Source organism: Sphingomonas sp. Leaf231 (genome assembly GCF_001421995.1).
Classification (GTDB): Bacteria; Pseudomonadota; Alphaproteobacteria; order Sphingomonadales; family Sphingomonadaceae; genus Sphingomonas.
This window is the reverse complement of sequence record NZ_LMLS01000002.1, coordinates 799,316-823,011: the sequence shown is the minus strand read 5'-3', so window position 1 is coordinate 823,011 and position 23,696 is coordinate 799,316. Positions and strand designations below refer to the sequence as shown.

Genomic DNA, 23,696 nt, shown 5'->3' with positions numbered 1-23,696 from the left:
GGCAGGGGACGGAAAATCCTCACTGTCCGGTGGGCTTGTCCGCTCGAATCGGCGTTCAGGCCCACCAAATCGCGTCACCCCGGGCTGGCCCCGGGGTTCTGTACTTTCACCGGCCCGGCATCGCCGCTGGCAAGCGCACCCGGCCTCAAGGCTGCGGCGCCTCCTCCACCAACGCCAGCAACCGGTCGCGCTTGTCCACCAGCGCCGCCATGTCCCCGGTAGGAGCCACCCGTCCCGCCATCGCACGGTCGAGTCGCGCGCGTGCCGCTGGCGTGATCTCGCCCAGCCGGGCGGCGATCTCCTCCATCTCCGCCATCCGCGCCCAGCAATCGAGCACCACGTCGCATCCCGCCGCGATCGCGCCCGCCGCCTTGTCGCCCGCCGATCCGCTCAGCGCCTTCATGTCGATATCGTCGGTCATCAACAGGCCATCGAAGCCGATCCGACCGCGGATCACCTCCTCGATCACCGTCGGCGACAGCGTCGCCGGCCGGTCGGCATCCCATGCGCGATAGACGATGTGGCTCGTCATCCCCATCTGGGCATGCGCCAACGTGCGGAACGGCGCGATGTCGTCCTCCAGTTCCTCGGCGGAGGCGGTGACGGTCGGCAAATGATAATGCGTGTCCAGCAACGCGCGCCCGTGGCCCGGCATATGCTTGACGATCCCGACGACGCCGCCCGCCGCCAGCCCCTCCAGCGTCGCGCGCCCCATCGCGGCGACACGCATCGGCTCGCGACCGAACGCGCGGCATGCGATCGCCTCGGTCGTGTCTGGACGGGCCACGTCGAGGATCGGGTGGCAATCGACGGTGATCCCGACCTCCGACAGCATCAACCCCAGCGCATGACCATTGGCGCGCGCCGCCTCGATCCCGGACATCGGCGCCCGTTCGTACAGCCGGTCGAACGCCGGACCGGCGGGGAACGCCGGCCATTCCGGCGGTGCCAGCCGAGCGACGCGCCCGCCCTCCTGATCGACGAGGATCGCGACATCGTCGCGCCCCTCCATCTCCCGCAGCGAATCGGTCAGCGTGCGCACCTGCGCGCGGGTTTCGACGTTGCGGCGGAACAGGATGTAGCCGGCCGGGCGCACCGCGCGGAAGAAGGCGCGTTCCGCCTCGGTCAGGACGGGGCCGGACAGGCCGAAGATGACAGGCTTCATGCCCGCGCTTCTACGGCGGATCGGGCCGGCGTGGAATTGCCTTTGCGCCGGGCGCGGGGAAGCGTAGCAGCGCGGCGATGAAGGAGACGGCAATGCGGTGCAGCGGGTGGTGGAACGGGACGACCCTGGCGATCGGCATCGCCGCCGCGACGCCCGCCAGCGCGCAGGACGTGCCGGTTCCTCCCGATGCGATCGCGCCTACCGAGGCGGCGGAGCCCTATTCCCCGACCCTGCCGGTCGACGCGCCGGTAGAGCCGCCGCTGCGCATCCGCGTCGCGCTGGGGCCGCAGTTGCAGCCGGGCTTCCCGGGCAACGACACCCTGCGGCTCAACCCGATGATCAGCATCGCCCGCACCCGCGGCGACACGCCGTTCCGCTTCGGTGCACCGGGCGACGGACCGTCGATCGCGCTGTTCCGACGCGGCCGGCAGCTGGAGATCGGGCCGACCTTTCTGCTGACCGGGCGGCGACGCAGCGGTGACCTGTTGCCCGGGCTGCCAGTGGTCGATCGCACGTTCGAGGCGGGCATCTACGCGCTGTGGTGGCAGAGCGACCGGGTGCGACTGCGCGGTGCGGTGCGCCGCGGAGTCGGCGGGCACAATGGCTGGATCGCGCAACTCGGTGCCGACTATGTCCGGCGTGACGCCGATCGCTGGCTGGTGTCGCTGGGGCCGCGCGTGACGCTGGCCGATGCACCGTTCCAGCGCAACTGGTTCGGGGTCTCCCCGGAAGCGTCGATCGCCACGGGGCTGCCGCGCTATAATGGTGGCAGCGGGCTCTATTCGGTCGGTCTGACCAGCCGCGTCAACGTGGAACTGACGCGGCATTGGGGGCTACAGGCCCAGGCGCTGTACGAGCGGCTGATCGACGATGCCGCCCGGTCGCCGATCATCCGGCGGGTCGATTCGCAAAACCAGCTGTCGGTCGGCGTCGGCGCGACCTACAGCTTCTCGATCCGCTAGGCTCCGTTCGGCGCGCGGGCGCTACCCGGTGACGAAGCACCCCTCACCCGCCAGCTTCAGTCGCGCACACAGATCGGCGGCCGCGCCCGCGCTGCCCGCCTCGACGCGCAGGCGATAGACGGTGCGCCCCTTCACCACCGCTGGCTGCACGACCTTGGTCAACGTCGCGACATAGCCGAAGCGGCGCGCGATCTGGCTCCAGGCGGTATTGGCGACCGCCGCGCTCGGGAACGCGCCCAGCTGTACCATCGCACCGCCGGAACCCGCGCCCGGCACCGGTGCCGCCGGGGCGGCGACCGGACGCTGCGCGCGCAATGGTGCGCTCGCCTGCGGCACGGCGGCGCTGGCCGAGGCACCGCCCGATCCCGCCGCGCTGGGGGTGGCGGCCGGCGTCGTCGCGCGCGCGACCGGTGCCTCGGGCACCTGCCGCAGATCGATGGCGGCGTCGGTGGCGCTACCCGCGCTTGCCGCGATCGCCGAGTCACCCTCGCCGATCACCTTCATGCCGCCCGGCTCCTCCGGGCGCATCTTGTAGTCGCCCGCCGGTGCCGCGATCAGCCGCCCGTCGCCCGCCCCCTCTGCGAACTTCCACTTGTAAAGCCCGAACACCACCGCGGCGAGCAACAGCAGGCCGACCGCGACCAGCGCGACGATCCGCCCGACCGGCACCGCATAGGGATCGTCCGCCTCGACCGTGTCGAGCCACGGCAGGCGATCCGCGTCGCTCACCCGCCCGATCGGCTCCCCGTCACGCATCAATGCATCTCCGCAACCGCCTCTACCCCCATGATAGCGAGGCCATTGCGGATAATCTGGCCGATCGCCGCCGCCAAGGACAGTCGCGCGATCGTGACGCCGTGATCGTCGGGCACCAGGAAGCGGCGATCCGGGCGGTCGTTACCGGCATTCCACAGCGCGTGGAACTCGGCAGCCAGATCATAAAGATAGAAGGCGATACGATGCGGTTCCCGCGCGGTCGCGGCGGTTTCCACCACCCGCGGGAACTGGCTGGCCAGCCGCACCAGCGCCAGCTCCTCCGTATCAAGCCGGGACAGATCGGCGCGCGACAGATCACCGTCGCCGATCGCGATACCCGCCTCGGTCGCGCGGCGGTGGAGCGAATGGACGCGGGCGTGCGCATATTGCACGTAGAAGACCGGATTCTCCTTCGACGCCTCGACCACCTTGGCGAAATCGAAGTCCATCTGCGCATCGGCGCGGCGCGTCAGCATCGTGAAGCGGACCACGTCCTTGCCGACCTCGCGCACTACGTCGGCCAGCGTCACGAAATTGCCGGCCCGCTTCGACATCTTCACCGGCTCGCCACCACGCAGCAGCCGCACCATCTGCACCAGCTTCACGTCGAAGCGCGTCGCCCCCTCGGTCAGCGCCGCGACCGCCGCCTGGATGCGCTTCACCGTGCCGGCGTGATCGGCGCCCCAGATGTCGATCAGCTGATCCGCATTCGCCGCCTTCTGGAAATGGTAGGCCATGTCCGCGCCGAAATAGGTCCAGTTGCCGTTCGACTTGCGGATCGGGCGGTCCTGATCGTCGCCGAACTTCGTCGAACGGAACAGCGGCAGCTCCACCGGCTCCCAATCCTCGGGAGTCTCGCCCTTGGGCGCTTCGAGGACGCCGTCGTAGATCAGGTCGCGCGCGCGCAGCACCGCCTCGGCCGCCTCGGGCTTGCCCGCGGCCTGCAATTCCGCCTCGGACGAGAAGATGTCGTGGTGGATGCCCAGCAACGCCAGATCATCCTTGATGAGCACCAGCATCGCCGCCACCGCGCGGGTGCGGAACAGCGCCAGCCACTCGCCCTCCGGCGCGGCGGCGTAGCGGTCGCCGAACTCCTGCGCCAATGCCTGCCCGACCGGGACCAGATAGTCGCCGGGATACAGCCCTTCGGGCACCGCGCCGACTGCCTCGCCCAGCGCCTCGCGATAGCGCAGGTGGGTGGATCGGGCGAGCACGTCGACCTGCCCGCCGGCGTCGTTGACGTAATATTCGCGGATCACCTTGTTCCCGGCGAACTCCAGCAGGCTGGCCAGCGCATCGCCGACCACCGCGCCGCGGCAATGCCCCATATGCATCGGCCCGGTGGGGTTGGCGGAGACGTATTCGATGTTCACCGTTACGCCCTGCCCGCGGGTCGAGCGGCCATAATCGCCACCTTCCTGCCGGATAGTCGCGATCTCCTCCCGCCAGACATCATCATGCAGTTTCAGGTTGATGAAGCCCGGTCCGGCCACCGAAACCTCCGCCACCTCGGGCAGTGCGCGCAATTCGCCCGCCAGCGCCTCGGCCAGCGCGCGCGGGTTGGTGCGTGCCGGCTTGGCCAGCACCATCGCGGCGTTGGTGGCCAGATCGCCGTGCGTCGCGTCGCGCGGCGGCTCGACCGTCACGTTGCGGCGGTCGAGATCGGCGGGCAGCGTGCCCGCGACGGTCAGCGCATCGAGCGCGGCATCCACATAAGCGGTGAAACGGGTGAAAAGCGTCATGCACGCGCGCTTAGCCCAAGGGGGGTCGGGACGCAAAAGCCGTCGGTGCACCAAACGCCCTTGCGGCACCTGCAATGACGAATGCGCGACCGACAATTGCCCTTGTGCACCGCAACACGGATGCTGCGCCGCGTCATCTACTGACAGGAAAACGAACGATGCGCACGCTCACCATCATCGCCGCTGCCGCCGCCATCCTGCTGCCCGCCGCCGCGCTTGCCGCCCCTGCCGAGCGCAGCTTCACCCGCGACGGGCACAGCTACGTCTACACCGTCACCCCGAACGGGGACGGCACCACGCTGATCCAGGGACATGAAGTCGGCAGCGACGAACCGTTTCGCCTCACGGTCAAGGGCACGCGCGTCTCCGGACAGGCAAATGGCCGCACGGTGTCCTTCCGCGCTCCCCGGCCGCTGGCCCAGGTGCTCGCCAGCAACTGAGGGTTGACCGGTCTTCCCCGCGCGTCGGGCGGCCAGCGGGACCGTGCGTCGTCGCGGCCATGCCGGGGTTCCACTTCCGCTGCGCTCGTCAGCGAGCGGCCCCCCGGTTCACGGCCGGGGAGGCCATGGAAAAGGACCATCACCGGGCGGCGATGAGGGCGCCTCCGGACGGCTCCTCACGATACGGGGCAGCCGTGCCGTCCGGGGGTCAGAACCCCTCGGGCAGGTCGATCGGCCCAGCCGTCTCGCGATAGCGCGATACCGCATAACGATCGGTCATCCCGGCGATGAAGTCCGCGATATGGCGGCTGACCTCTGGTTCTGCTTCGGGCAGCCGCAGCCGCCATTCTTCCGGCAACAAGCCGGGATCGCTGTGATAGGCCGCGAACAGGCCCGCCACCACGCGGTGCGCCGCGCCTGCCGCCGCCAGTTGCCGGGGATGGTGGTACAGGTTGGCGTACATGAACCGCTTCAACGCACGCTCGGCCGCCGCCATTCCGGGTGAGAAGCCGATCAGCGGCGTGCCGGCGGCGCGCACGTCTTCGACACTGGCCACCCCGGCCGCCGCGATCCGCGTGCGCGACTCGGCGATCAGGTCGTTCACCATCGCGCCGATCTGGCTGCGGATCAGCTCGCCCGCCAGGCGGTCGGCGGCCACATCCGGGAAGCGCGCCGTCACCCGTCGCCATCCATCGGCGACCAGCGGCACTTCCCCGATCTGCTCCAGCGTCAGCAGCCCGGCACGCAGGCCATCGTCGATGTCGTGATTGTCATAGGCGATGTCGTCCGCCAGCGCCGCGACCTGCGCCTCCAGCGAGGCGTGACTGGTCAGTTCCAGTCCCGCCTCCCGGTCCGCCTCCGCCAGCGCCCATGCCGGTGCCGCGATCGGTCCGTTGTGCTTGGCCAGTCCCTCCAGCGTCTCCCACGTCAGGTTCAGCCCCGGCCAGCGCGGATAGGGCCGCTCGATCCGCATCAGCGTGCGCAGCGTATGGCCATTATGATCGAACCCGCCCGCCGATCCCATCGCCTGCCGCAACGCATCCTCGCCGGCGTGGCCGAACGGCGGATGGCCGATGTCATGCGCGAGGCACAGGGCCTCGGTCAGATCCTCGTTCAACCCCAGCACCCGCGCGATCGTCCGCCCGATCTGCGCCACTTCCAGGCTGTGGGTCAGGCGGACGCGGAAATGATCGCCGTCCGGAGCCAGGAACACCTGCGTCTTGTGCCGCAGGCGGCGAAAGCTGATCGAATGGATGATCCGGTCGCGATCACGCTGGAACGCGTCGCGCGGGCCGCGATCGGCGCTTTCCTCGGCATGCAACCGTCCATGGCTGCGCGCCGGGTCCGACGCCCAGGGCGCGCGATCGTTCATATTACTTGCCGCCCAGCCGTGTCATCTTCTGCCCGGCCTCACTGGTGAAGCTGAACGCGGACAAGCCTTGCTTCTTCAACGTGTTGACCATCGCGCGCGCCTCCGCCTCGGTTTTGAACGGCCCGGTCACCAGCCGGTTCGTGGCGCGGTTCGGCACGCTGTACGCGCGCTTGCCGGCCAGCGCGTCGGCCTTGTCCTGCGCGCCCCTCCACGCCTTGGGCAGGTCGGCGGCGTTCGCCCCGCTGGCGATCTGTACCCAGATACGCTCGGGCTCGGCGCGCGCGGCCTTCTTCTCGGCAGCTTCCTTGGCGGCCGCTTCCTTCTTTGCCTTGTCGGCGGCGAGTTCCTTCGCACGTGCCTTGCGATCGATCGGCTTGGGCGCGGGTTTCGCCTCCTCCTCCTCGACCACCGGTGCCTTCTGCGCGGCGCGCTTCGCGGCGGCCAGCCGGGGGCGCTTCTGATCGTCGGCGGCGGCATTGCGCTCAGCCGTGCGCGCCGCCTCGTCCAGCGCCGCCGCCGTCGCGGGGGCGGGCGGCGCAGCGACGACGACGGGTACGCGCTGCGCACCCGGCATCGGCGCGACGCCCAGTTCGGTGGCGGGCACCGAGATGCCGGCGACGATCCGGGCGAGGATCGAGTCTTCGCTGATCCGTGGCGGGTTCGCGCGGACCGGCGGCGCGGCGATCCGGCGCGCCGGTGGCGGCACCGGCCGCGTCGTGACCGCGGCGGCGACCTGCGGCGGCGCGGTTCGCGCGACCGTGGCAGCGACGGAAGCCGGCGATGACGCGACCTGCACCGATGGCGCCGGTGACGTTCGCGCCGCCGATGACGCCACCTGCGCCGGTGGTGCCGGAAACGTTCGCGTCCCCGACGACGCCGCCTGCGCCGTGGCGGGCGGATTTACCGCCGCACTGCCGGGTGACCCCGGCGCGGGTCCGGCCTGCGCGACCCGCGTCGGCGCGGAAGCGGCCACGCCGGCCGGTTCCGGCGCACCGGACTGCGCGACTTGCGTGGTCGAAGGCGCTGAAGGGCCGGCCCCTTGCGGAGACGCTGACGCCGGATTCGGCTGGACCGCGGTCGCGACCTGCGGGGGCGGCGTTGCCGTGCGCGCCGCCGCTGCCGTGGCGCGCGCCGCGCGATCACGGCGGCGTTGCTCGCTGCGCGACAGGCGCTGCTGGGTCGGCAGCGGCTGTACGACCGGTGCCGACGCCACCTGCACGCGCCCCGGAGTGTCGAGCGGCTTCAGCGTCGGTACGGATCGCGCATCCGCCAGCCGCGCCGCCGTCGGCGTCACCTCGCCGAAATGCACCGCAAAGGCCCGGTCGACCGGCGAAAGCGTCGGCAGCCGTTGAAAGAACGCCGCCAGCCCGCCGGCCATGCCGCGCGGCATCATGCTGGCCGCGATCCGGTTCGCACCGCTCACGTCGCCATTCATCGCCAGGATGAAGGCGCGGGCGCGCCATGCGCCGCGATCCGACCGACGCAACAGCGCGTCGATCTGCGCCAACGCCTCTTCCTGCCGGCCCGAAATGCCCAGCGACAGGGCGTAGCGGCGGCGAACCTCGTCCAGTTCGGCCGCATCGCGTCCGCCCTGCTGCAAGGCGAGCCGATAATCCTGCTGCGCACGCTCCTGCTCGCCGATCAGGTCATAGGCCAGCCCGCGATCGTCGGCATAGCGCGCCATCGGTGCGCCATGCCGTTGCGCCTGCTCGAAGAAACGCAGCGCCTCGCCCGGCCGTTCGCCATTGACCAGGATGCGCGCGATCCCCGCCTTCACCCGGCCGTTGTTGGGATCAATGGCCTCGGCGCGCTTGTAGAATGCCGCCGCCGCCGTCGCGTCGCCGAGTGTGAATGACAATTCGCCCGCCTCGATCAGCGCCGACAGGTCGCGGGGGGCGCTGCCCAGCCGACGGACCACATCGCCCAGACGGTCGGCATCGGGATTGGGGGTGGCGACCACTTCCTGCGCCAGCGCCGGTGCGATCGCCAGCATCGGCGCGACGGTTAGCGCCAGCGCCAGCGCCAGCGCCATGCGCCGGAAAAGCGCGGGGCGGTGCACGGGACGGATCATGCGACATGCTCCCGGTCCACCGCACGGATACCCGCCGGCCGGACGATCCGCGCAGGCGCGGTGCCCGGTCGGACGCTGGTGACGGCTGATGCGTCGGGGCGGAAGTGCGCAATCATGGCCGGCGTCGCAATATGTTCGATCGATCCGCGCGCGGCATCCCGGAACCGCTCCGGCACAGTCGCGACAACGGGGGGCGTGAGGTCATCGCGCCATAGAGACGCGGATCGAGCTACCGGCAATGACAACGTCGGCAGCGGTGCGACGAAGCGAGCCGTCGCGGCGATGCATGGCCTGCGCCCGCATCGCCGCGCAGCCGGCGGTTACTGGTTGTTCTGGCGGTGAAGGAAGCGCGGCACGTCGCCAGGCTCCCGCGTGTCGTCTTCGGCGGCACGGCCACCGGCGTTGCGAGTCGCGTTCTGCATCCGCTCGAACAGCGTCCCGCCCAGCTTCACCCGCGGTGCCACGGGTGCTTCTTCCTCGCCGCCCGGCGACAGGAAACGGCGACCGGCTGGGTTCGCCGTCGGCGCCGGTGCCGGTGCGGGCATCAGCGACTCGGCACCCAGCACCAGTTCGTCCTCGGTCGGGCGCGCGGGCGACGGATCGATTCCGGCACCGGCGTTTGCGGGCGGCACGCCTTCGGCCATCGCGCCTGCGGCCGCGCCGCTCGGCTGCTGTGGCGGCACGGCGGAGGTCGCATCATAAGCGGTCGGTTGCGGCGCGGCGGCCTGCTGCGGCGCTGGAGCGGCTGCGACCGGGCCGGCGGCAGGCGAATCGGACCGGCGCGGGGCCGAGAAGCTGAAGGTGCGCGGCGGCTCCGACGGCGCGCTGGCGGATGCTGGCGTGGCTGCCTGGCCGACGCTCTCTATACCGGTGGCGACCACCGAGACGCGGATCTTGCCTTCCAGCTCCGGATTGAACGCCGAACCCCAGATGATGTTGGCGTCCGGATCGACCAGCTCGCGGATGTGATTCGCGGCTTCGTCCACCTCCAGCAGGCGCATGTCGTCGCCGCCGGTGATCGACACGATCACGCCCTTGGCGCCCTGCATCGACACGCCGTCGAGCAGCGGGTTGGCGATCGCCTTTTGCGCGGCGATCAGCGCGCGGTCGTCGCCTTCCGCCTCGCCGGTGCCCATCATCGCCTTGCCCATTTCCTGCATCACCGAACGGACGTCGGCGAAGTCGAGGTTGATGAGGCCGGGCATGACCATCAGGTCGGTGATGCCGCGCACGCCCTGCTGCAGCACCTCGTCCGCCATTTCGAACGCCTGCTTGAACGTGGTGTTCGCATTGGCGACCAGGAACAGGTTCTGGTTCGGGATGACGATCAGCGTATCGACGAACTTCTGCAGTTCCTCGATGCCGGCATCGGCCGACTTGGAACGACGATTGCCCTCGAAACTGAACGGCTTGGTCACGACGCCGACCGTCAGGATGCCCATGTCGCGCGCCGCCTTGGCGATGACCGGGGCCGCACCGGTGCCGGTGCCGCCGCCCATGCCGGCGGCGATGAAGCACATGTGGCTGCCCTCGAGCAGACGCGACAGTTCGTCGATCGTCTCTTCAGCGGCGGCGCGGCCGATTTCGGGACGGCTACCCGCGCCCAGCCCTTGCGTGATCTTCGCGCCGAGCTGGATCTTCTGATCCGCCTCCGACTGTTTCAGCGCCTGGGCGTCGGTGTTCGCGACCAGGAAGTTCACGCCCTGCACGTCGGCGCGCATCATGTTCGCGATCGCATTGCCGCCGGCCCCGCCGACGCCGATCACGGTGATACGCGGCGTCAGGTCGTCCACGTCGGGCGTGATGAATTCGATGCTCATCGCAAACTTACTCCGTCCGCCCGTCGCGCAGATACGTCAACGGGCCGTTTACACCGATGTGCAACATGCGAGCGCGCGGCGAAAGAGGAAACACCGCGAAACGCCCTGCTATCGCGTCAATAATTCGCCCGGGCCGCCTGCACCAGCTTCCAGAAGCCGCGCATCCCGCGTTGGCGATGCACCATCTGCTGCGACGGCACCAGCCCCCGCAGGTCGATCGGGTCGCTTGCCGCGAAGAAAGCGAGACCGGCCAACGTCGCGAAACCCGGCCCGGCATGCGCCTCCGGCAGCCCGGTCAGCCCGCGCGGCCGCCCGATCCGCACCGACCGGCCCAGCGCCTGCTGCGCATAATCCGCGATGCCCTTCAGTTCGGCGCCGCCGCCGGTCAGCACCACCTGCCGTCCGACCGGACCTTCGAACTTCAGTTCCCTCAGCGCATTCTGGATCTCGCCGACCAGATGCTCCAGCCGCTGGCGAATCACCGCGATCAGCGCCGCCTTGGTGATCTGCAACGCCTCCGAATCCTCCTCCTGCGTGCGCTCGCGGATCGTCACCATCTCGTGATTGTCGCGCGGCGACGCATTGGCGGAGCCATGGAAGCATTTGATGCGCTCGGCCTGCAATCGCGTGGTGCCGAAGGCGCTGGCGATGTCGTCGGTGATGTCCGCCGCACCGAACGGGATCGACTTCAGCCCGACCAGCATCGAGCCCGCGAACAGCGACACGTTGGTGATCCCCGCGCCGATCTCGACCAGCGCCACGCCCAGGTCCCGTTCCTCGTGCGTCAGGCACGCCAGCCCGGTCGCGACGGGGCTGGCGATGATCGACTTCACCTCCAAGTGCGCGGAACGAACGCACAGGTCGAGGTTGCGCACCGGCGAACCATCGGCGGCGATGACGTGGATGTGCACGCCCAGCCGGTCGGCGTGCAGCCCCAGCGGCTTCTTCACGCCGGTCAGCCCGTCGAGCGTATAGAGCGCGGGTTGCGCATGCAGCACCATCCGCCCCTGCGGGTCGATCGACTGTCGGCCTTCGTGGAGCAGCGCGTCGATATCGGCCTGTTCGATGCGCATCCCGCCCAGTTCGGCCTCGATGAACGCCTCGTCGCTTACCAGCCCGCCGGCCGAGAAGCCCGCCCAGACGTTCTCGATATTGAAGCCGGCGATGCGTTCGGCCTGCTCCACCGCCTCGCGCACCGCGACCTCGGTCGAATCCATGTCGGCGATATAGCCGCGCTTGACGCCGCGGCTCTCGCGCTGGCCGGTGCCCAGCACCACCAGTTCGCCCCCATCGCCCTTTTGCGCGATCATCGCCGATACCTTGGACGAGCCGATGTCCAATGCCGTGATCAGGCCGTCCGGTGCTGCCTTCGCCATTGCCCTACCCCCTCATGCCTCGCCGCTGCGCAGCGCATCGCCCGCCCGCGCCTCGGTGATCTTGTCGTCGTCGCCGGTCACGTTGCCACCCGCCGTGCCCGTTGCGGCGGCATCGGCGGGCGGATCGTTGCGCCCGTCGTCCGCCACCTGTTGCTTGTCCTGCCCGGCGCGGCGCGCGAACATGCGCGCCGGGTCGCGCAGGTCGAAGCGCAGCCAGCCCTTGCCCAGCAACGGGTCCGCCCCGTCCATCTGCGCGAACTTTATCAGCGCCTGTGGTGCGCCGTCCTGCGGCAATGCCAGAGTCTCGCCGGTGGTGAAGGTTAGATCCCACCGCCGGTTGCCGACCCAGGTCGCGGCGCGGATGCGCGGGCGCAGCGCAGGCGCGGCGGCGAGCAGCGCCTGATAGCCCGGCTCCTGTTCGTTCGCGCCCGGACCGATCACCAGCGGAAGGTCCGGCATCCGCGCGGCGGAGACGGGGGCGAGCAATCGCCCGGTCGCGTCGATCAAGGTCAATTGGCCGTGATCCTGCCAGATCGCCGCCGGCTCACGCTCGGTGATGTGGATCACCAGCCGATCGGGCAGCCGCCGCGCGACATAGGCGTCGGCGATCCAGCCGTAGGCCAGCAACCGGTCGCGCACCCGCTCCAGATCGACGCGCAACATCGCGCGGCTCGACTGGTCCTCCAGCGCGATCGCATAGACGGTCTCGCGGTCCATCCGCTTCAATCCGGTGATGTCGACCTGCTCTACCCGCAGCCCGGCACGACCCGCCGCCTCAGCCACGCCGGCGCCGATCGCCTGCGGCACGCCCAGTAGATTGGCGACGAACACCGAGGCGATGGCGACCCCGCCCAGCACGGTCCACGTCACCGCCTTGCGCAGCGTATCCTCACCGATCGGCAGCTTCGCGATCAACCGGTCGCCCAGCGACGCCTTGGGCACGCGCCGCCGGCCTGCCGGGCGGCGCGGCGGCGGCGATGCGCCACGCTTGATCGTGCGGCTCATCGCGCCACCGCCTCGTCGACGATCGCCTGCACCAGCTCCGGATAGCTCATGCCGGTATGCCGCGCCTGTTCGGGCACCAGGCTGAGCGGGGTCATGCCGGGCTGCGTATTCACCTCCAGCAGGAACAGCCCGTCGACCCCGCGCTCGTCATCCCAGCGGAAGTCGGAGCGGCTGGTGCCGCGGCACCCCAGCACCCGGTGCGCCTGCAGCGCCAGCGCCATGCACGCCTGCGTGATCTCGTCGGGGATTTCGGCGGGGAAGATGTGGTCGGTCATCCCGTCGGTATATTTGGCGTCGTAATCGTACCAGCCCGATTTCGGCCGCAACTCCGTCACGCCCAGCGCGCGCGAACCGTCGACGCCGTCCAGCACCGCCGTCGTCAGCTCCCGCCCGCGCACATACGGTTCGGCAAGCAGCTCGTCGAACGCCTGCCACGGCCCGGTCGCATCGCGCGCGACCGGATTGCCGTAATTGCCCGCGTCGGTGACGATCGCCACACCGACCGACGATCCTTCGTTGACCGGTTTCAGGACATAGGGGCGCGGCAGCGGATCGCCCGCGTGGATCTCCGCCGCGGTGACGATCCGCCCGCCCGGCATCGGAATGCCCGCCGGGACCAGCACCTGCTTGGTCAGCACCTTGTCGATCGCGATCACCGACGTCGCCAGCCCGGAATGCGTGTAGCGCAGCCCCATCAGATCCATCAGACCCTGCACGCTGCCGTCCTCGCCCGGCGTGCCGTGCAGCGCGTTGAAGACCAGATCGGGCGCCGCCTCCGCCAGCCGCGCCGCGACGTCGCGCCCCATGTCGATCCGTGTCACCCGGTGCCCGCGCGATTCCAGCGCGTCGGCCACGCCGTTGCCCGACGACAGCGACACCTCGCGCTCGGCGGACAGGCCGCCCATCAGCACCGCGATATGAAGCGCCGTCATGCGCCCTCTCCCGTTTCGGGAGCCACGCCGACGCGCTGGATCTCCCATTCCAGTTCAACATCGTGCGCCGCCTTCACGCGCGCGCGCACGTCCTCGCCCAGCGCCTCGATATCGGCGCTGGTGGCCGTGCCGAGGTTCAGCAGGAAATTGGTGTGCTTCTCGCTGACTTGCGCGTCGCCGCGCCGCAGCCCGCGGCATCCGGCGGCATCGACCAGCGCCCACGCCTTGTGCCCGTCCGGGTTCTTGAACGTCGATCCGCCAGTCTTCGAGCGTAGCGGTTGCGATGCCTCGCGCGCCGCCGCGATCCGGTCCATCTCGGCCTGGATCGCCGCCGATTCGCCCGGTACGCCGCGAAACGTCGCCGCCACCACCACCGCACCCTCGGGCAACGCCGAATCACGGTAGGTATAGTCGAGCTCGCCGGCCGACAGCGTGCGTCGCTCGCCCGAGCGCAGGATCACGTCGGCCTCGACCAGCACGTCGGCGGTTTCGCGGCCATAAGCGCCGCCGTTCATTCGCACGAACCCGCCGACCGTGCCGGGAATCGAACGGAGGAATTCCAGACCCGCCACCCCGGCGTCGCGCGCGGTGGAGGACACCAGGATGCCGCTCGCCCCGCCGCCGCAGCGCAAGGTGATGCCATCGAGCGCGGCGACGCCCGCGAACGGCTTGCCCAGCCGGATCACGACGCCGGGCACCCCGCCGTCACGCACGATCAGGTTCGAGCCCAGCCCGAGCGCCATCACCGGCATCGCCGGGTCGAGCGCGCGCAGGAAGTCGCCGAGATCGTCGGCATCGGCCGGCTCGAACAGCCATTGCGCCGCACCGCCCGCCTTGAACCAGACGAGCGGCGCCAGCGGTGCCTGCGCGGTCAGCCGGCCCCGAACGGGTGGAAGCGCGCTCACCACGGACCGCCCCGCCCCCATCGCGTCCGTGACTGCGCGGCGACCGTACCGGCACGACCCGGGAAACGCGGCATGACGACCGGTCGCGTCCGCCGGCGGAGCGAGGAGTCGAAACGGTCGGTCACGCGCGCGCCTCGATCGCGGCGGCAAGGCCCGCGGCCCATTTGGTGATATCGCCCGCGCCCAGGCAGATCACCTGATCGCCCGCGCGCAACTCGCCCGCCAGTTCCTCGGCCAGCGCGGCGGCATCCGCCACCACCGCCGCCTGCCGGTGGCCGCGATCGCGCAACCCTGCGACCAGCGCCTCGGCATCGACTCCCGGCACCGGAGCCTCGCCCGCGGCGTAGACCGGCGTGACATAGACGAGGTCCGCGTCGTTGAACGCGCCGCGGAAATCCTCCATCAAATTGCCGAGCCGCGAATAACGATGCGGCTGCACCACCGCGATCACGCGCCCCTGCGCCGATTCGCGCGCCGCCGACAGCACCGCACGGATCTCCACCGGATGGTGTCCGTAATCGTCGACGATCGTCGCACCCGCCACTTCGCCGACCTTGGTGAAGCGCCGCTTCACCCCCGTGAACCGTTCGAAACCCCGGCTGATCGTGGCATCGTCGATACCCAGTTCCAGCGCGACGCCGATCGCGGCGAGTGCGTTCTGGACGTTGTGGCGGCCCGGCATCGGCAGGTCGATTCCCTCGATCGAGCGCACGCTGCCGTCGCGTTCGCGGATCTGCGCCTCGAACCGGTTACCGCCGGGGTAGGGGGTGACGTTCACGCCGCGCACATCCGCCGACGCCGCGAAGCCGTACGTGACGATCCGCCGGTCGCGGACGCGCGGGATCAGCGCCTGCACCTCGGGATGATCGAGGCACAGCAACGCCGCGCCGTAAAAGGGCACGTTCTCGACGAACTCGACATAAGCGTCCTTGGCGCGGTCGAAGCTGCCGTAATGGTCGAGGTGTTCGGGATCGATGTTGGTGACCACCGCGATGGTACCGTCCAGCCGCAGGAAGCTGCCGTCGCTCTCGTCCGCCTCCACCACCATCCAGTCGCTGGCGCCCAGCCGCGCATTGGAGCCATAGCTGTTGATGATCCCGCCGTTGATGACGGTGGGGTCGACGCCCCCGGCATCCAGCAGCGCCGCGACCATCGAGGTCGTCGTCGTCTTGCCATGGGTGCCCGCCACCGCGACGGTCGATTTCAGCCGCATCAGCTCGGCCAGCATCTCGGCACGGCGCACCACGGGGATACGATTGCGCAGCGCGGCCTCCACCTCCGGGTTGCCGCGCTTCACTGCGGTGGAGGTGACCACCACCGCTACGCCGTCGACATTGGCCGCCTCGTGCCCGATCGTCACCGCGATGCCGCGCGCGCGCAGCCCCTCGATCACATAGCCTTCGGCCACGTCGGAGCCCTGCACCTCGTAGCCCAGGTTGTGCATCACCTCGGCGATGCCGGACATGCCGATCCCGCCGATGCCGACGAAATGGATCGTGCCGATGTCAGTCGCGACCCCCTTCACCGAACGCCTCCGACGAAAGGCGTCGCCGGTCCTGCGCTTGTCGGAAGGCCCGTCATGCGAACGCCCGCTTCGTCTGCGCCTTGCCCACCATCACGCGCGCCTTGGGCGCGTCCAGGCTCTCGACCAGGTCGGCCAGATCGGTGACGGCGTTGGGCGCGCCGCACGATCGCGCGCGCGTGGCGGCGTTGCCGAGGGCTTCGGGATCGAGACCGAGTTTCTGCATCTGCTTGGCGAGTTCCGGCGGGGTGAAGGCGGTCTGCGGGATGGTACGCGCGCCGCCCGCCACCGTGATCTCGCGCGCGTTCACCGTCTGGTGGTCGTCGGTCGCCGAGGGGAGCGGCACGAGGATCGCGGGGCGCCCGGCGGCGGTCAGCTCCGCGATCGTCGATGCCCCGGCGCGCGCGATGACCAGATGCGACCAGCCGAGTTGTTCCGGCAGGTCGGGCAGGTACGTGGCAAGATCGGCGGCGATATCGAGGCTCGCATATTTCTCGCGCACGGCATCGATATCCTCGATGCGCGCCTGATGCGTCACCTGCAACCGCCGCCGGAACGCGACCGGCAGGAGCGCGAGGCCGTCGGGCACCACCTGGCTCAACACCGACGCGCCCTGGCTGCCGCCGGTCACCAGCACGCGGAAGATGCCGTCGTCCTCGGGCACCGGATAGGGCTTCGCGCGCAGCGCCAGCACGCTTTCGCGCACCGGATTGCCGATCAGATGCGCCTTGGCGCGGTGGCGCGGCTTCATCCGCTCGGTCTGCGCATAACTGGTCGCGATCGCATCGACGCGCCCGGCCACCAGCCGGTTGACCCGCCCCAGCACCGCATTCTGTTCGTGGACCGCGGTCGGGATGCCCGCGGCGAACGCCGCCGACAATGCCGGAAACGCCGGATAGCCGCCGAACCCGATGACGGCGGCGGGCCGGAACGTCCGGTACAATTCGCGCGCCATCGCCCGCCCCTGCACCATCAGCCGCGCCGCCTTCGCCCAGCCCAGCGGCCCGCCCGCGAAGCGGCCGGCGGGGATCACATGGGTCTGCACATCCTCGAACAATCCCGGAAAGCGCACGCCTCGCGCATCGCTGACCAGCGCGACGCGGTGCCCGCGCTTCGTCAACTCGGTCGCCAACGCCGCGGCAGGCACCATATGCCCGCCGGTCCCGCCGGCGGCGAGCACGTAGTGGCGGGGGCGGAAATCGCGGACCTGCGTCATTCGGCGCTCCAGCGTTGCTGCGCGATATAGGGACTGCGCAACAGGAACGGATTGCGGCGCGTGAACGCCAGCAGCAAGCCCATGCCCATCGACAATGCGATCATCGACGATCCGCCATAGCTGATGAACGGCAACGTCATGCCCTTCGACGGGGCCAGCCCGGTATTCACCGCCATCGAGATCAGCGCCTGCGCACCGAACTGCACCGCCAGCCCGGACGCGGCGAGCAGCCGGAACGGATCCTGTTCGTCCAGCAGCTTCACGAACACCCGCACCACGATCGCCAGAAAGGTCAGCGCGACGATCATGCACGCCAGCAGGCCGAATTCCTCGCCGATCACCGAAAAGATATAGTCGGTATGCGCCTCGGGCAGGCCGAACTTCACGGTGCCCCCGCCCGGCCCGGTGCCGAACCAGCCACCCGACGTCAGCGTATTGTGCGCGGCGTTGGTCTGGAAGTGATCCGCCGCGCCCTCACCCTCCACGCCGGGGAACAGGAAGGCGTCGATCCGCTTGGTCGCGGTGCTGTAGAACAGATACGCCGCGACCAGCGCGACGGGGATCATCGACAGGAACCCGACGATCACCCGCGTCGGCGTGCCCGCGATCATCACCAGCGCCAGCCAGATCGTGCAGAAAATCACCGTCTGCCCGAAATCGGGCTGGAGCATCAGCAACACCGCAATCGCCCCGGTCAGCCCCGCGGTGATCGCGGTGACCGGCAGGTCGGCATCGCGCGACTTGAACGACAGCAGCCACGCCACCGTCACGACGAAGAACGGCTTCAGGAACTCGGACGGCTGGAACTGCGCGAAGCCGAACCCGACCCAGCGCCGCGCCCCGTTCACGCTGACGCCCAGGAACGGCACGAACACCATCAGCGCGATGCACACCGCCGCGCCGATCAGCGACATGCGCCGCGCCATCGTCAGCGGCAGCATCGAGACGACGAACAGCACCGGCAACGACACTGCCACCCACATCGTCTGCCGCCAGAAGTAATGCAGCGGCGCGAACTTCAGATGCTCGCCCGAATAACGCACCGCGCTGGCCGGTGACCCCGCGGCCACCGCAATCAGCCCGATCGCGATCAGGAACAGCGCGAGCAACAACAGCACGCGATCGATATCCCAGAACCACGTGCCCAGCGGCGACGGATCGCCACGCCCGCCGCGATCGCGCAACGCGATCTTCTCACGCGTGCGTTCGCCACGGTGCCCGGCGCGAACATCGGTCATGCCAGTTCCTCCACCGCGGCGCGAAACGCCAGACCGCGCGCCTCGAAATCACGAAACTGGTCGAACGAGGCGGCGGCGGGCGACAGCAGCACGACGTCGCCACGCTCCGCCTCCTGCGCCGCCAGCTTCACCGCCCGCTCCAGCGTCTCGACCTCCGCGACCGGCACCTGCCCGCGCAGCACCGCCGCGAAGCCCGGCCCGCCCTCGCCGATCGTATAGGCGCGCACCACGTTACCGAGATGCGGCAGGCACGCGTCCAGCCCGTCGCCCTTCACCTTGCCGCCAACGATCCAGTGGATGCGCGGGAAAGCGGCAAGCGCGGGCGCGGTGCTTTCGGGATTGGTGGCCTTGCTGTCGTTGATCCACGCCACGCCGCCCAGCGTCGCGATCCGCTCCATACGGTGCGGCAATCCGGTGAAGCTTTCCAGCGCGCGCGCGATGTCGTCGGCGCCGATGCCCAGCGCCTCGGCGACCGCGACCGCCGCCTGCACGTTCTGGGCATTGTGGGGGCCTTGCAACGACGGCCAGCGCGCCTGATCAGCGGGCAATGGCACGCCGTCGATGAAGCGCATGTTCAGCCCCGCGGGCGCGTCGGCGAGCACGTCGAACTCGGCCTCCGCCTCGTAATCGACGATCGCCAGATGCGGCAGCGTCTGCATCGCGAACAGCCGCGCCTTGCTGGCGGCATAGTCCGCCAGCCCTTGGTAACGGTCCAGATGGTCGGGCGTGACGTTCAGCAGCACCGCTACGTCGCAATCGAGCGTTTGCGTCAGGTCGATCTGATAGCTGGACAATTCCAGCACATAGACGCCCCCCTCCGCCAGCGGTTGCTGCGCGAGGATCGGCAGGCCGATGTTGCCGCCCATCAACGCCGGTATGCCTGCGGTGTCGAGGATGTGGTGGACCAGCGCGGTCGTGGTCGATTTCCCGTTGGTGCCGGTGATCCCGACGACGCGGTGCGCCGGCAGGTCGCCGCGCGCCTGCGCGAACAACTCGATGTCGCCGATCACCGGCACGCCCGCCACGCGCGCCGCCGCGGCAAGCGGGTGCGTGTTGAGCGGCACGCCGGGGGAAACGATCAGCGCGTCGAACGCGGCAAGGTCCAGCGTCGCGGGATCGGCGATCGTCAGCGCCGCGCCGGCCAGCTCGTCCTCAAGCGCACCGCACTTTGTCACGTCGCCGTCCCACGCGGTCACGCGCGCACCACCTTCGAGCAGCGCCCGAACGGTCGCGGTGCCCGAGCGCGCCAGCCCGAGCACCGCATATGTCTTTCCGGCCCAGTCTCGCGCGACGATCATCGCAGCTTCAACGTCGAAAGGCCCGCCAGCGCCAGCACCAGGGCGATGATCCAGAAGCGGATCACCACGGTCGGCTCGCTCCACCCCAGTTGCTCGAAATGGTGGTGGATCGGCGCCATGCGGAAGATGCGCTTGCCGGTGCGCTTGTACCAGAACACCTGGATGATCACCGACAGCGCCTCGACCACGAACAACCCGCCGATGATCCCCAGCACGATTTCGTGATGCGCGACCACCGCGATCGTGCCGAGGGCACCGCCCAGCGCCAGGCTGCCGGTGTCGCCCATGAACACCGCCGCGGGCGGGGCATTATACCACAGGAACGCCAGCCCGCCGCCGACCACCGCGCCGCAGAAGATCGCCAGTTCGCCGGCGCGCGGCACGTGCGGGATGCCGAGGTAATCGGCGAACTTCACGTTACCCGCCAGATAGACGATCAGCATGAACGCGACGGAGGCGATGATGACCGGCATCGTCGCCAGCCCGTCCAGCCCGTCCGTCAGGTTCACCGCATTGCCGAACGCCACGATCGTGAACGCCGCGAACAGCGGATAGGCGTAGCCGAGGTCGATGAAATAGCGGTTGGTGAACGGCAGGTACAGGCCGGAGCCGTTCTCCTGCATCACGATCCACGCCGCCACCCCGGCGATCGCGAACTCCAGAAGCAACCTGACCCGGCCGGACACGCCCGCGGTGCTGGCCTTCCGCACCTTGTCGTAATCGTCGAGGAAACCGATCGCACCGAAGCCCAGCGTCACGAACAGGCATGCCCAGACGAACGGATTGCGCAGGTCCATCCAGATCATCACCGACAGCACCAGGCTGGTCAGGATCATCAGCCCGCCCATCGTCGGGGTGCCGCGCTTGGCGAGATGGGTCTGCGGTCCGTCGGCGCGGATCGGTTGTCCCTTGCCCTGACGCACGCGCAACCAGCCGATGAACTTCGGCCCGATGATCAGGCCGATGAACAGCGCCGTCGCCACCGCCGCGCCGGCGCGGAACGACAGATAGCGGATTAGGTTGAAACCACTCGTGAAACCGAGTTGTTCGGCGATCCAGTACAGCAACTCAACCTATCCCGTTCGCAAGCGCGCTCACCAGCCGCGACAGGCCCACGCCGTTCGACCCCTTCACCAGCACGGCGTCGCCGGGGCGGATCAACGCCCGCAACCGGTCGAGCGCCTGCGCAGCATCCGGCACATGGACGAAATCGATCCGACCCTCAAGCGCTTCGGCCAGCGGTGCCATCGCCTGACCGACCAGCACGGCCGCTTCGACGCGTGCCGCGATCACGTCCGCCGCCAACCCGGCATGGAAATCCGCCGAGCCGTCGCCCAGCTCACGCATTTCGCCCAGCACCGCGACGTGCCGACCCGGTGTCTGCGCCAACACCGCCAGTGTCGCGCGCATCGATGCCGGATTGGCGTTGTAGCTTTCGTCGATCAGCACCGCTTCGCCGCTGGCGTCGCCCTTGCCGCCGACCGCCACGGTGATCCGCGCGCCGCGTCCGGGCAATCCGCCCAGTTCCGCCAGCGCCAGTCCGGCCAGCGCCACGTCCGCGCCGACCGCATCGGCCACCGCCAGCACCGCCAGCGCGTTGGAGATCCAGTGCCGCCCCGGTTGCGCGATCGTGAAATTCAGTTCGCGCCCGCCCACGGTCGCGTTGACGAAGCTGCCCCCGCCGCGCAGCGTCATCGCGTCGCCCGCACCGACATCGGCGGCACGGTCCATCCCGAAGGTGACGATCCGCCCGGCATAGGGCTTGGCCGCCTCGATCAGGCGGTCGCGGTGCGGGCTGTCGAACGGCACGATCGCGGTGCCGCCCGGCTCCAGCCCCCGGAAGATCTCGGCCTTGGCATCGGCGATCGCGCGCTCGTCCGGGAAAAACTCGGTATGCGCCGGCGCGATCGCGGTCACCAATGCGACGTGCGGGCGCACCAGGGTGGTCAGGTGCGCCAGCTCGCCGGGGTGGTTCATCCCCATTTCAAGAACCGCGAAATCGGTGGCCGCGGGCATCCGCGCCAGGCTGAGCGGGACGCCGGTGTGGTTGTTGTAACTCTTGACCGAGCGATGCGCGCGGATGCCCGGCGCACGGTCGAGCGCGGCGAACAGCGCCTCCTTGGTCGACGTCTTCCCGACCGATCCGGTCACCCCGATCACCTTGCCGGCGACCCGTGCGCGCGCCGCGCGCGCCAGATCCTCCAGCGCGGCGAAGGTATCGCCGACCCGCACCGACGGACGGGACACCGGCTGCGACACGATCGCGCCGCCGGCCCCTTGCGCGAACGCCTGCTCGACGAAGCGGTGCCCGTCGGTCTGCTCGCCGGTCAGCGCGACGAACAGGTCGCCGTGCCCGACTTCGCGCGAATCGAACGCCACTCCGTTCACGGCGAAGTCGCCGGACATTGTACCGCCGGTGGCGGCGGCGATCTCGGCGGCGGTCCACAGCGTCATGCCGCCACCTCGCGCGCGACCGCGACGTCGTCGAATGGCAGCACCAGATCGCCGACGATCTGCCCCTGTTCATGGCCTTTGCCCGCGATCAGCACGATGTCGCCGCTCCGCGCCTCTGCGATGGCGGCGGCGATCGCACTGCGCCGGTCGCCGATCTCGCGCCCGCCCGCCGCACCCTCCAGCAGCGCGCTGCGGATCGCGGCCGAATCCTCGCTACGCGGATTGTCGTCGGTCACGATCACCACGTCCGCCGCCGCCGCCGCGACCTTGCCCATCGGCACCCGCTTGCCGGAGTCGCGGTCGCCGCCCGCACCCAGCACCAGGATCAGCCGCCCTTCGACATGCGGGCGCAACGCCGCGCAGGCCGCCTCGATCGCGTCGGGGGTATGCGCGTAATCGACATAGACCGGCGCGCCGTCGGCGGTGATCGCCGCGCGCTCCAGCCGTCCGCGCACCGGCTGCAACCGCGCCAGCCCGGCGATCGTCGCGGCCACGTCGCCGCCGGTCGCGATGACCAGCCCGGCGGCGATCAGCGCGTTGGCGGCCTGATACCCGCCGATCAGCGGCAGCGTGACGCGGTGTTCCGCATCCGCCGCACGGATCGTCAGCCCCTGCCCCAGCAACGTCGGATCGCGCGCGACCAGCCGCAGGTCGTCGCCATGCTCGCCCACGGTCAGCACGCGATTGCCGCGTTCGCGCGCCAGATCGATCACCCGCTCGGAATTCGCATCATCGACCCACACCACCGCGGTGCCGTCGTCCGCCAGCACCTGCGCGAACAGCCGCAGCTTCGCGGTGAAATACGCCGCCATGTCGCCGTGGTAATCCAGGTGATCGCGGCTGAGGTTGGTGAACGCCGCCGCCTGTACCGGCAGCCCCTCGGTCCGGTACTGGCTCAACCCATGGCTCGACGCCTCGAACGCGAGATGGCTGACCCCCTCGCGCGCCAGCCCGGCGACATTCGACAGGAAGGTGACGACGTCCGGGGTAGTCAGCCCGGTCACCACCCGCTCGTCGGCGGTCGCCACGCCCAGCGTCCCGATCGACGCGGCATGGTGCCCCGCCATTCGCCACAATTGCCGCGTCATCTCGACGGTAGAGGTCTTGCCGTTGGTGCCGGTCACCGCGACCGCGACCGGCGGGAACGGCGCGAAGAAGCGGGCGGCCAACCGCGCGAAGCACTCGCGCGGGTTATAGTCGCGGATGTGCAGCGCACCCTCGACCTGCGCCTCCGGCCGCGCGACCACCGCGATCGCCCCGGCCTCCACCGCCGCCGGGATGTAATCCTCGCCGTTCACGCGTGCGCCCTCGAACGCGCCGAAGATCGTGCCCGGCGCCACCTTGCGATGGTCGATGGCGAACCCGGTGACCGCCACCTCGCCGCCGCCGTCGACCAGTTGCGAAAGCCTCATGCCGCCCGCC

Annotated in this window: 19 protein-coding genes; 2 read left to right on the top strand and 17 right to left on the bottom strand. The window is 69.9% G+C overall.

The genetic code is table 11. The features are described 5' to 3' along the window. Positions 1–145: 145 nt before the first annotated feature. Positions 146–1,165: a glycoside hydrolase family 3 N-terminal domain-containing protein gene (locus ASE95_RS10150; RefSeq protein WP_056635192.1), complete on the bottom strand. Its 1,020-nt coding sequence runs from the start codon at positions 1,163–1,165 to the stop codon at positions 146–148. Positions 1,166–1,242: 77 nt separating this feature from the next. On the opposite strand from ASE95_RS10150, the gene ASE95_RS10145 reads away from it, so the two are divergent. Further along, positions 1,243–2,127 carry a MipA/OmpV family protein gene (locus tag ASE95_RS10145; RefSeq protein ID WP_056635189.1) on the top strand — a complete coding sequence of 295 codons (885 nt, stop codon included), beginning with the start codon at positions 1,243–1,245 and terminating at the stop codon, positions 2,125–2,127. 21 nt (positions 2,128–2,148) lie between these two features. On the opposite strand, the gene ASE95_RS10140 is transcribed toward ASE95_RS10145, so the two are convergent. Together ASE95_RS10140 and argS are read right to left on the bottom strand one after the other, a co-directional pair. Beyond that, on the bottom strand, positions 2,149–2,883 hold the full coding sequence (locus ASE95_RS10140) for an SPOR domain-containing protein (protein ID WP_056635186.1): 735 nt from the start codon (positions 2,881–2,883) through the stop codon (positions 2,149–2,151). After that, the gene (argS, locus tag ASE95_RS10135; RefSeq protein WP_056635183.1) at positions 2,883–4,625 is read right to left on the bottom strand and encodes an arginine--tRNA ligase; all 1,743 of its coding nucleotides are present in this window, start codon (positions 4,623–4,625) and stop codon (positions 2,883–2,885) included. The genes ASE95_RS10140 and argS overlap by 1 nt, the downstream gene beginning before the upstream one ends. Positions 4,626–4,783: 158 nt before the next feature. On the opposite strand from argS, the gene ASE95_RS10130 reads away from it, so the two are divergent. Beyond that, positions 4,784–5,065, top strand: a complete 282-nt coding sequence (locus ASE95_RS10130) for a hypothetical protein (protein ID WP_056635180.1) — start codon at positions 4,784–4,786, stop codon at positions 5,063–5,065. Between the two features lie 208 nt (positions 5,066–5,273). On the opposite strand, the gene ASE95_RS10125 is transcribed toward ASE95_RS10130, so the two are convergent. The 14 genes from ASE95_RS10125 to ASE95_RS10055 all read right to left on the bottom strand — a co-directional run bounded on the left by ASE95_RS10125 (position 5,274) and on the right by ASE95_RS10055 (position 23,686). Then, entirely contained in the window at positions 5,274–6,437 is a 1,164-nt protein-coding gene (locus tag ASE95_RS10125; RefSeq protein ID WP_056635177.1) for a deoxyguanosinetriphosphate triphosphohydrolase, read from the bottom strand. Between the two features lies 1 nt (position 6,438). Next, the gene (locus ASE95_RS10120) at positions 6,439–8,508 is read right to left on the bottom strand and encodes an SPOR domain-containing protein (RefSeq protein ID WP_056635175.1); all 2,070 of its coding nucleotides are present in this window, start codon (positions 8,506–8,508) and stop codon (positions 6,439–6,441) included. A 320-nt stretch (positions 8,509–8,828) separates the two neighbouring features. Then, a complete protein-coding gene (gene ftsZ, locus ASE95_RS10110) occupies positions 8,829–10,328 on the bottom strand; it encodes a cell division protein FtsZ (RefSeq protein WP_056635169.1) in 1,500 nt (499 codons plus the stop codon). 116 nt (positions 10,329–10,444) lie between these two features. Beyond that, positions 10,445–11,704: a cell division protein FtsA gene (ftsA, locus tag ASE95_RS10105; RefSeq protein WP_056635166.1), complete on the bottom strand. Its 1,260-nt coding sequence runs from the start codon at positions 11,702–11,704 to the stop codon at positions 10,445–10,447. 12 nt (positions 11,705–11,716) lie between these two features. Then, the gene (locus tag ASE95_RS10100; protein ID WP_056635163.1) at positions 11,717–12,709 is read right to left on the bottom strand and encodes a cell division protein FtsQ/DivIB; all 993 of its coding nucleotides are present in this window, start codon (positions 12,707–12,709) and stop codon (positions 11,717–11,719) included. Continuing rightward, positions 12,706–13,641: a D-alanine--D-alanine ligase gene (locus tag ASE95_RS10095; RefSeq protein WP_056635160.1), complete on the bottom strand. Its 936-nt coding sequence runs from the start codon at positions 13,639–13,641 to the stop codon at positions 12,706–12,708. The genes ASE95_RS10100 and ASE95_RS10095 overlap by 4 nt, the downstream gene beginning before the upstream one ends. Then, positions 13,638–14,567, bottom strand: a complete 930-nt coding sequence (gene murB / locus ASE95_RS10090) for a UDP-N-acetylmuramate dehydrogenase (RefSeq protein ID WP_056635157.1) — start codon at positions 14,565–14,567, stop codon at positions 13,638–13,640. Before murB ends, ASE95_RS10095 begins: the two co-directional genes overlap by 4 nt. A gap of 100 nt (positions 14,568–14,667) precedes the next feature. After that, positions 14,668–16,071, bottom strand: a complete 1,404-nt coding sequence (gene murC, locus ASE95_RS10085; protein ID WP_056635154.1) for a UDP-N-acetylmuramate--L-alanine ligase — start codon at positions 16,069–16,071, stop codon at positions 14,668–14,670. Between the two features lie 52 nt (positions 16,072–16,123). Beyond that, positions 16,124–17,284 (bottom strand): undecaprenyldiphospho-muramoylpentapeptide beta-N-acetylglucosaminyltransferase, encoded by a 1,161-nt coding sequence (murG, locus tag ASE95_RS10080; RefSeq protein ID WP_056635151.1) that lies wholly within the window; start codon positions 17,282–17,284, stop codon positions 16,124–16,126. Continuing rightward, positions 17,281–18,522, bottom strand: coding sequence for a peptidoglycan glycosyltransferase FtsW (locus tag ASE95_RS10075; protein WP_056635148.1), 1,242 nt, complete (start codon positions 18,520–18,522; stop codon positions 17,281–17,283). Before ASE95_RS10075 ends, murG begins: the two co-directional genes overlap by 4 nt. Continuing rightward, entirely contained in the window at positions 18,519–19,820 is a 1,302-nt protein-coding gene (gene murD / locus ASE95_RS10070; RefSeq protein ID WP_056635145.1) for a UDP-N-acetylmuramoyl-L-alanine--D-glutamate ligase, read from the bottom strand. Before murD ends, ASE95_RS10075 begins: the two co-directional genes overlap by 4 nt. Then, a complete protein-coding gene (gene mraY / locus ASE95_RS10065) occupies positions 19,817–20,887 on the bottom strand; it encodes a phospho-N-acetylmuramoyl-pentapeptide-transferase (RefSeq protein WP_056635144.1) in 1,071 nt (356 codons plus the stop codon). The genes murD and mraY overlap by 4 nt, the downstream gene beginning before the upstream one ends. A gap of 1 nt (position 20,888) precedes the next feature. Further along, on the bottom strand, positions 20,889–22,274 hold the full coding sequence (locus ASE95_RS10060) for a UDP-N-acetylmuramoyl-tripeptide--D-alanyl-D-alanine ligase (RefSeq protein ID WP_056635143.1): 1,386 nt from the start codon (positions 22,272–22,274) through the stop codon (positions 20,889–20,891). Next, positions 22,271–23,686: a UDP-N-acetylmuramoyl-L-alanyl-D-glutamate--2,6-diaminopimelate ligase gene (locus ASE95_RS10055; protein ID WP_056635141.1), complete on the bottom strand. Its 1,416-nt coding sequence runs from the start codon at positions 23,684–23,686 to the stop codon at positions 22,271–22,273. The genes ASE95_RS10060 and ASE95_RS10055 overlap by 4 nt, the downstream gene beginning before the upstream one ends. Positions 23,687–23,696: the final 10 nt, after the last annotated feature.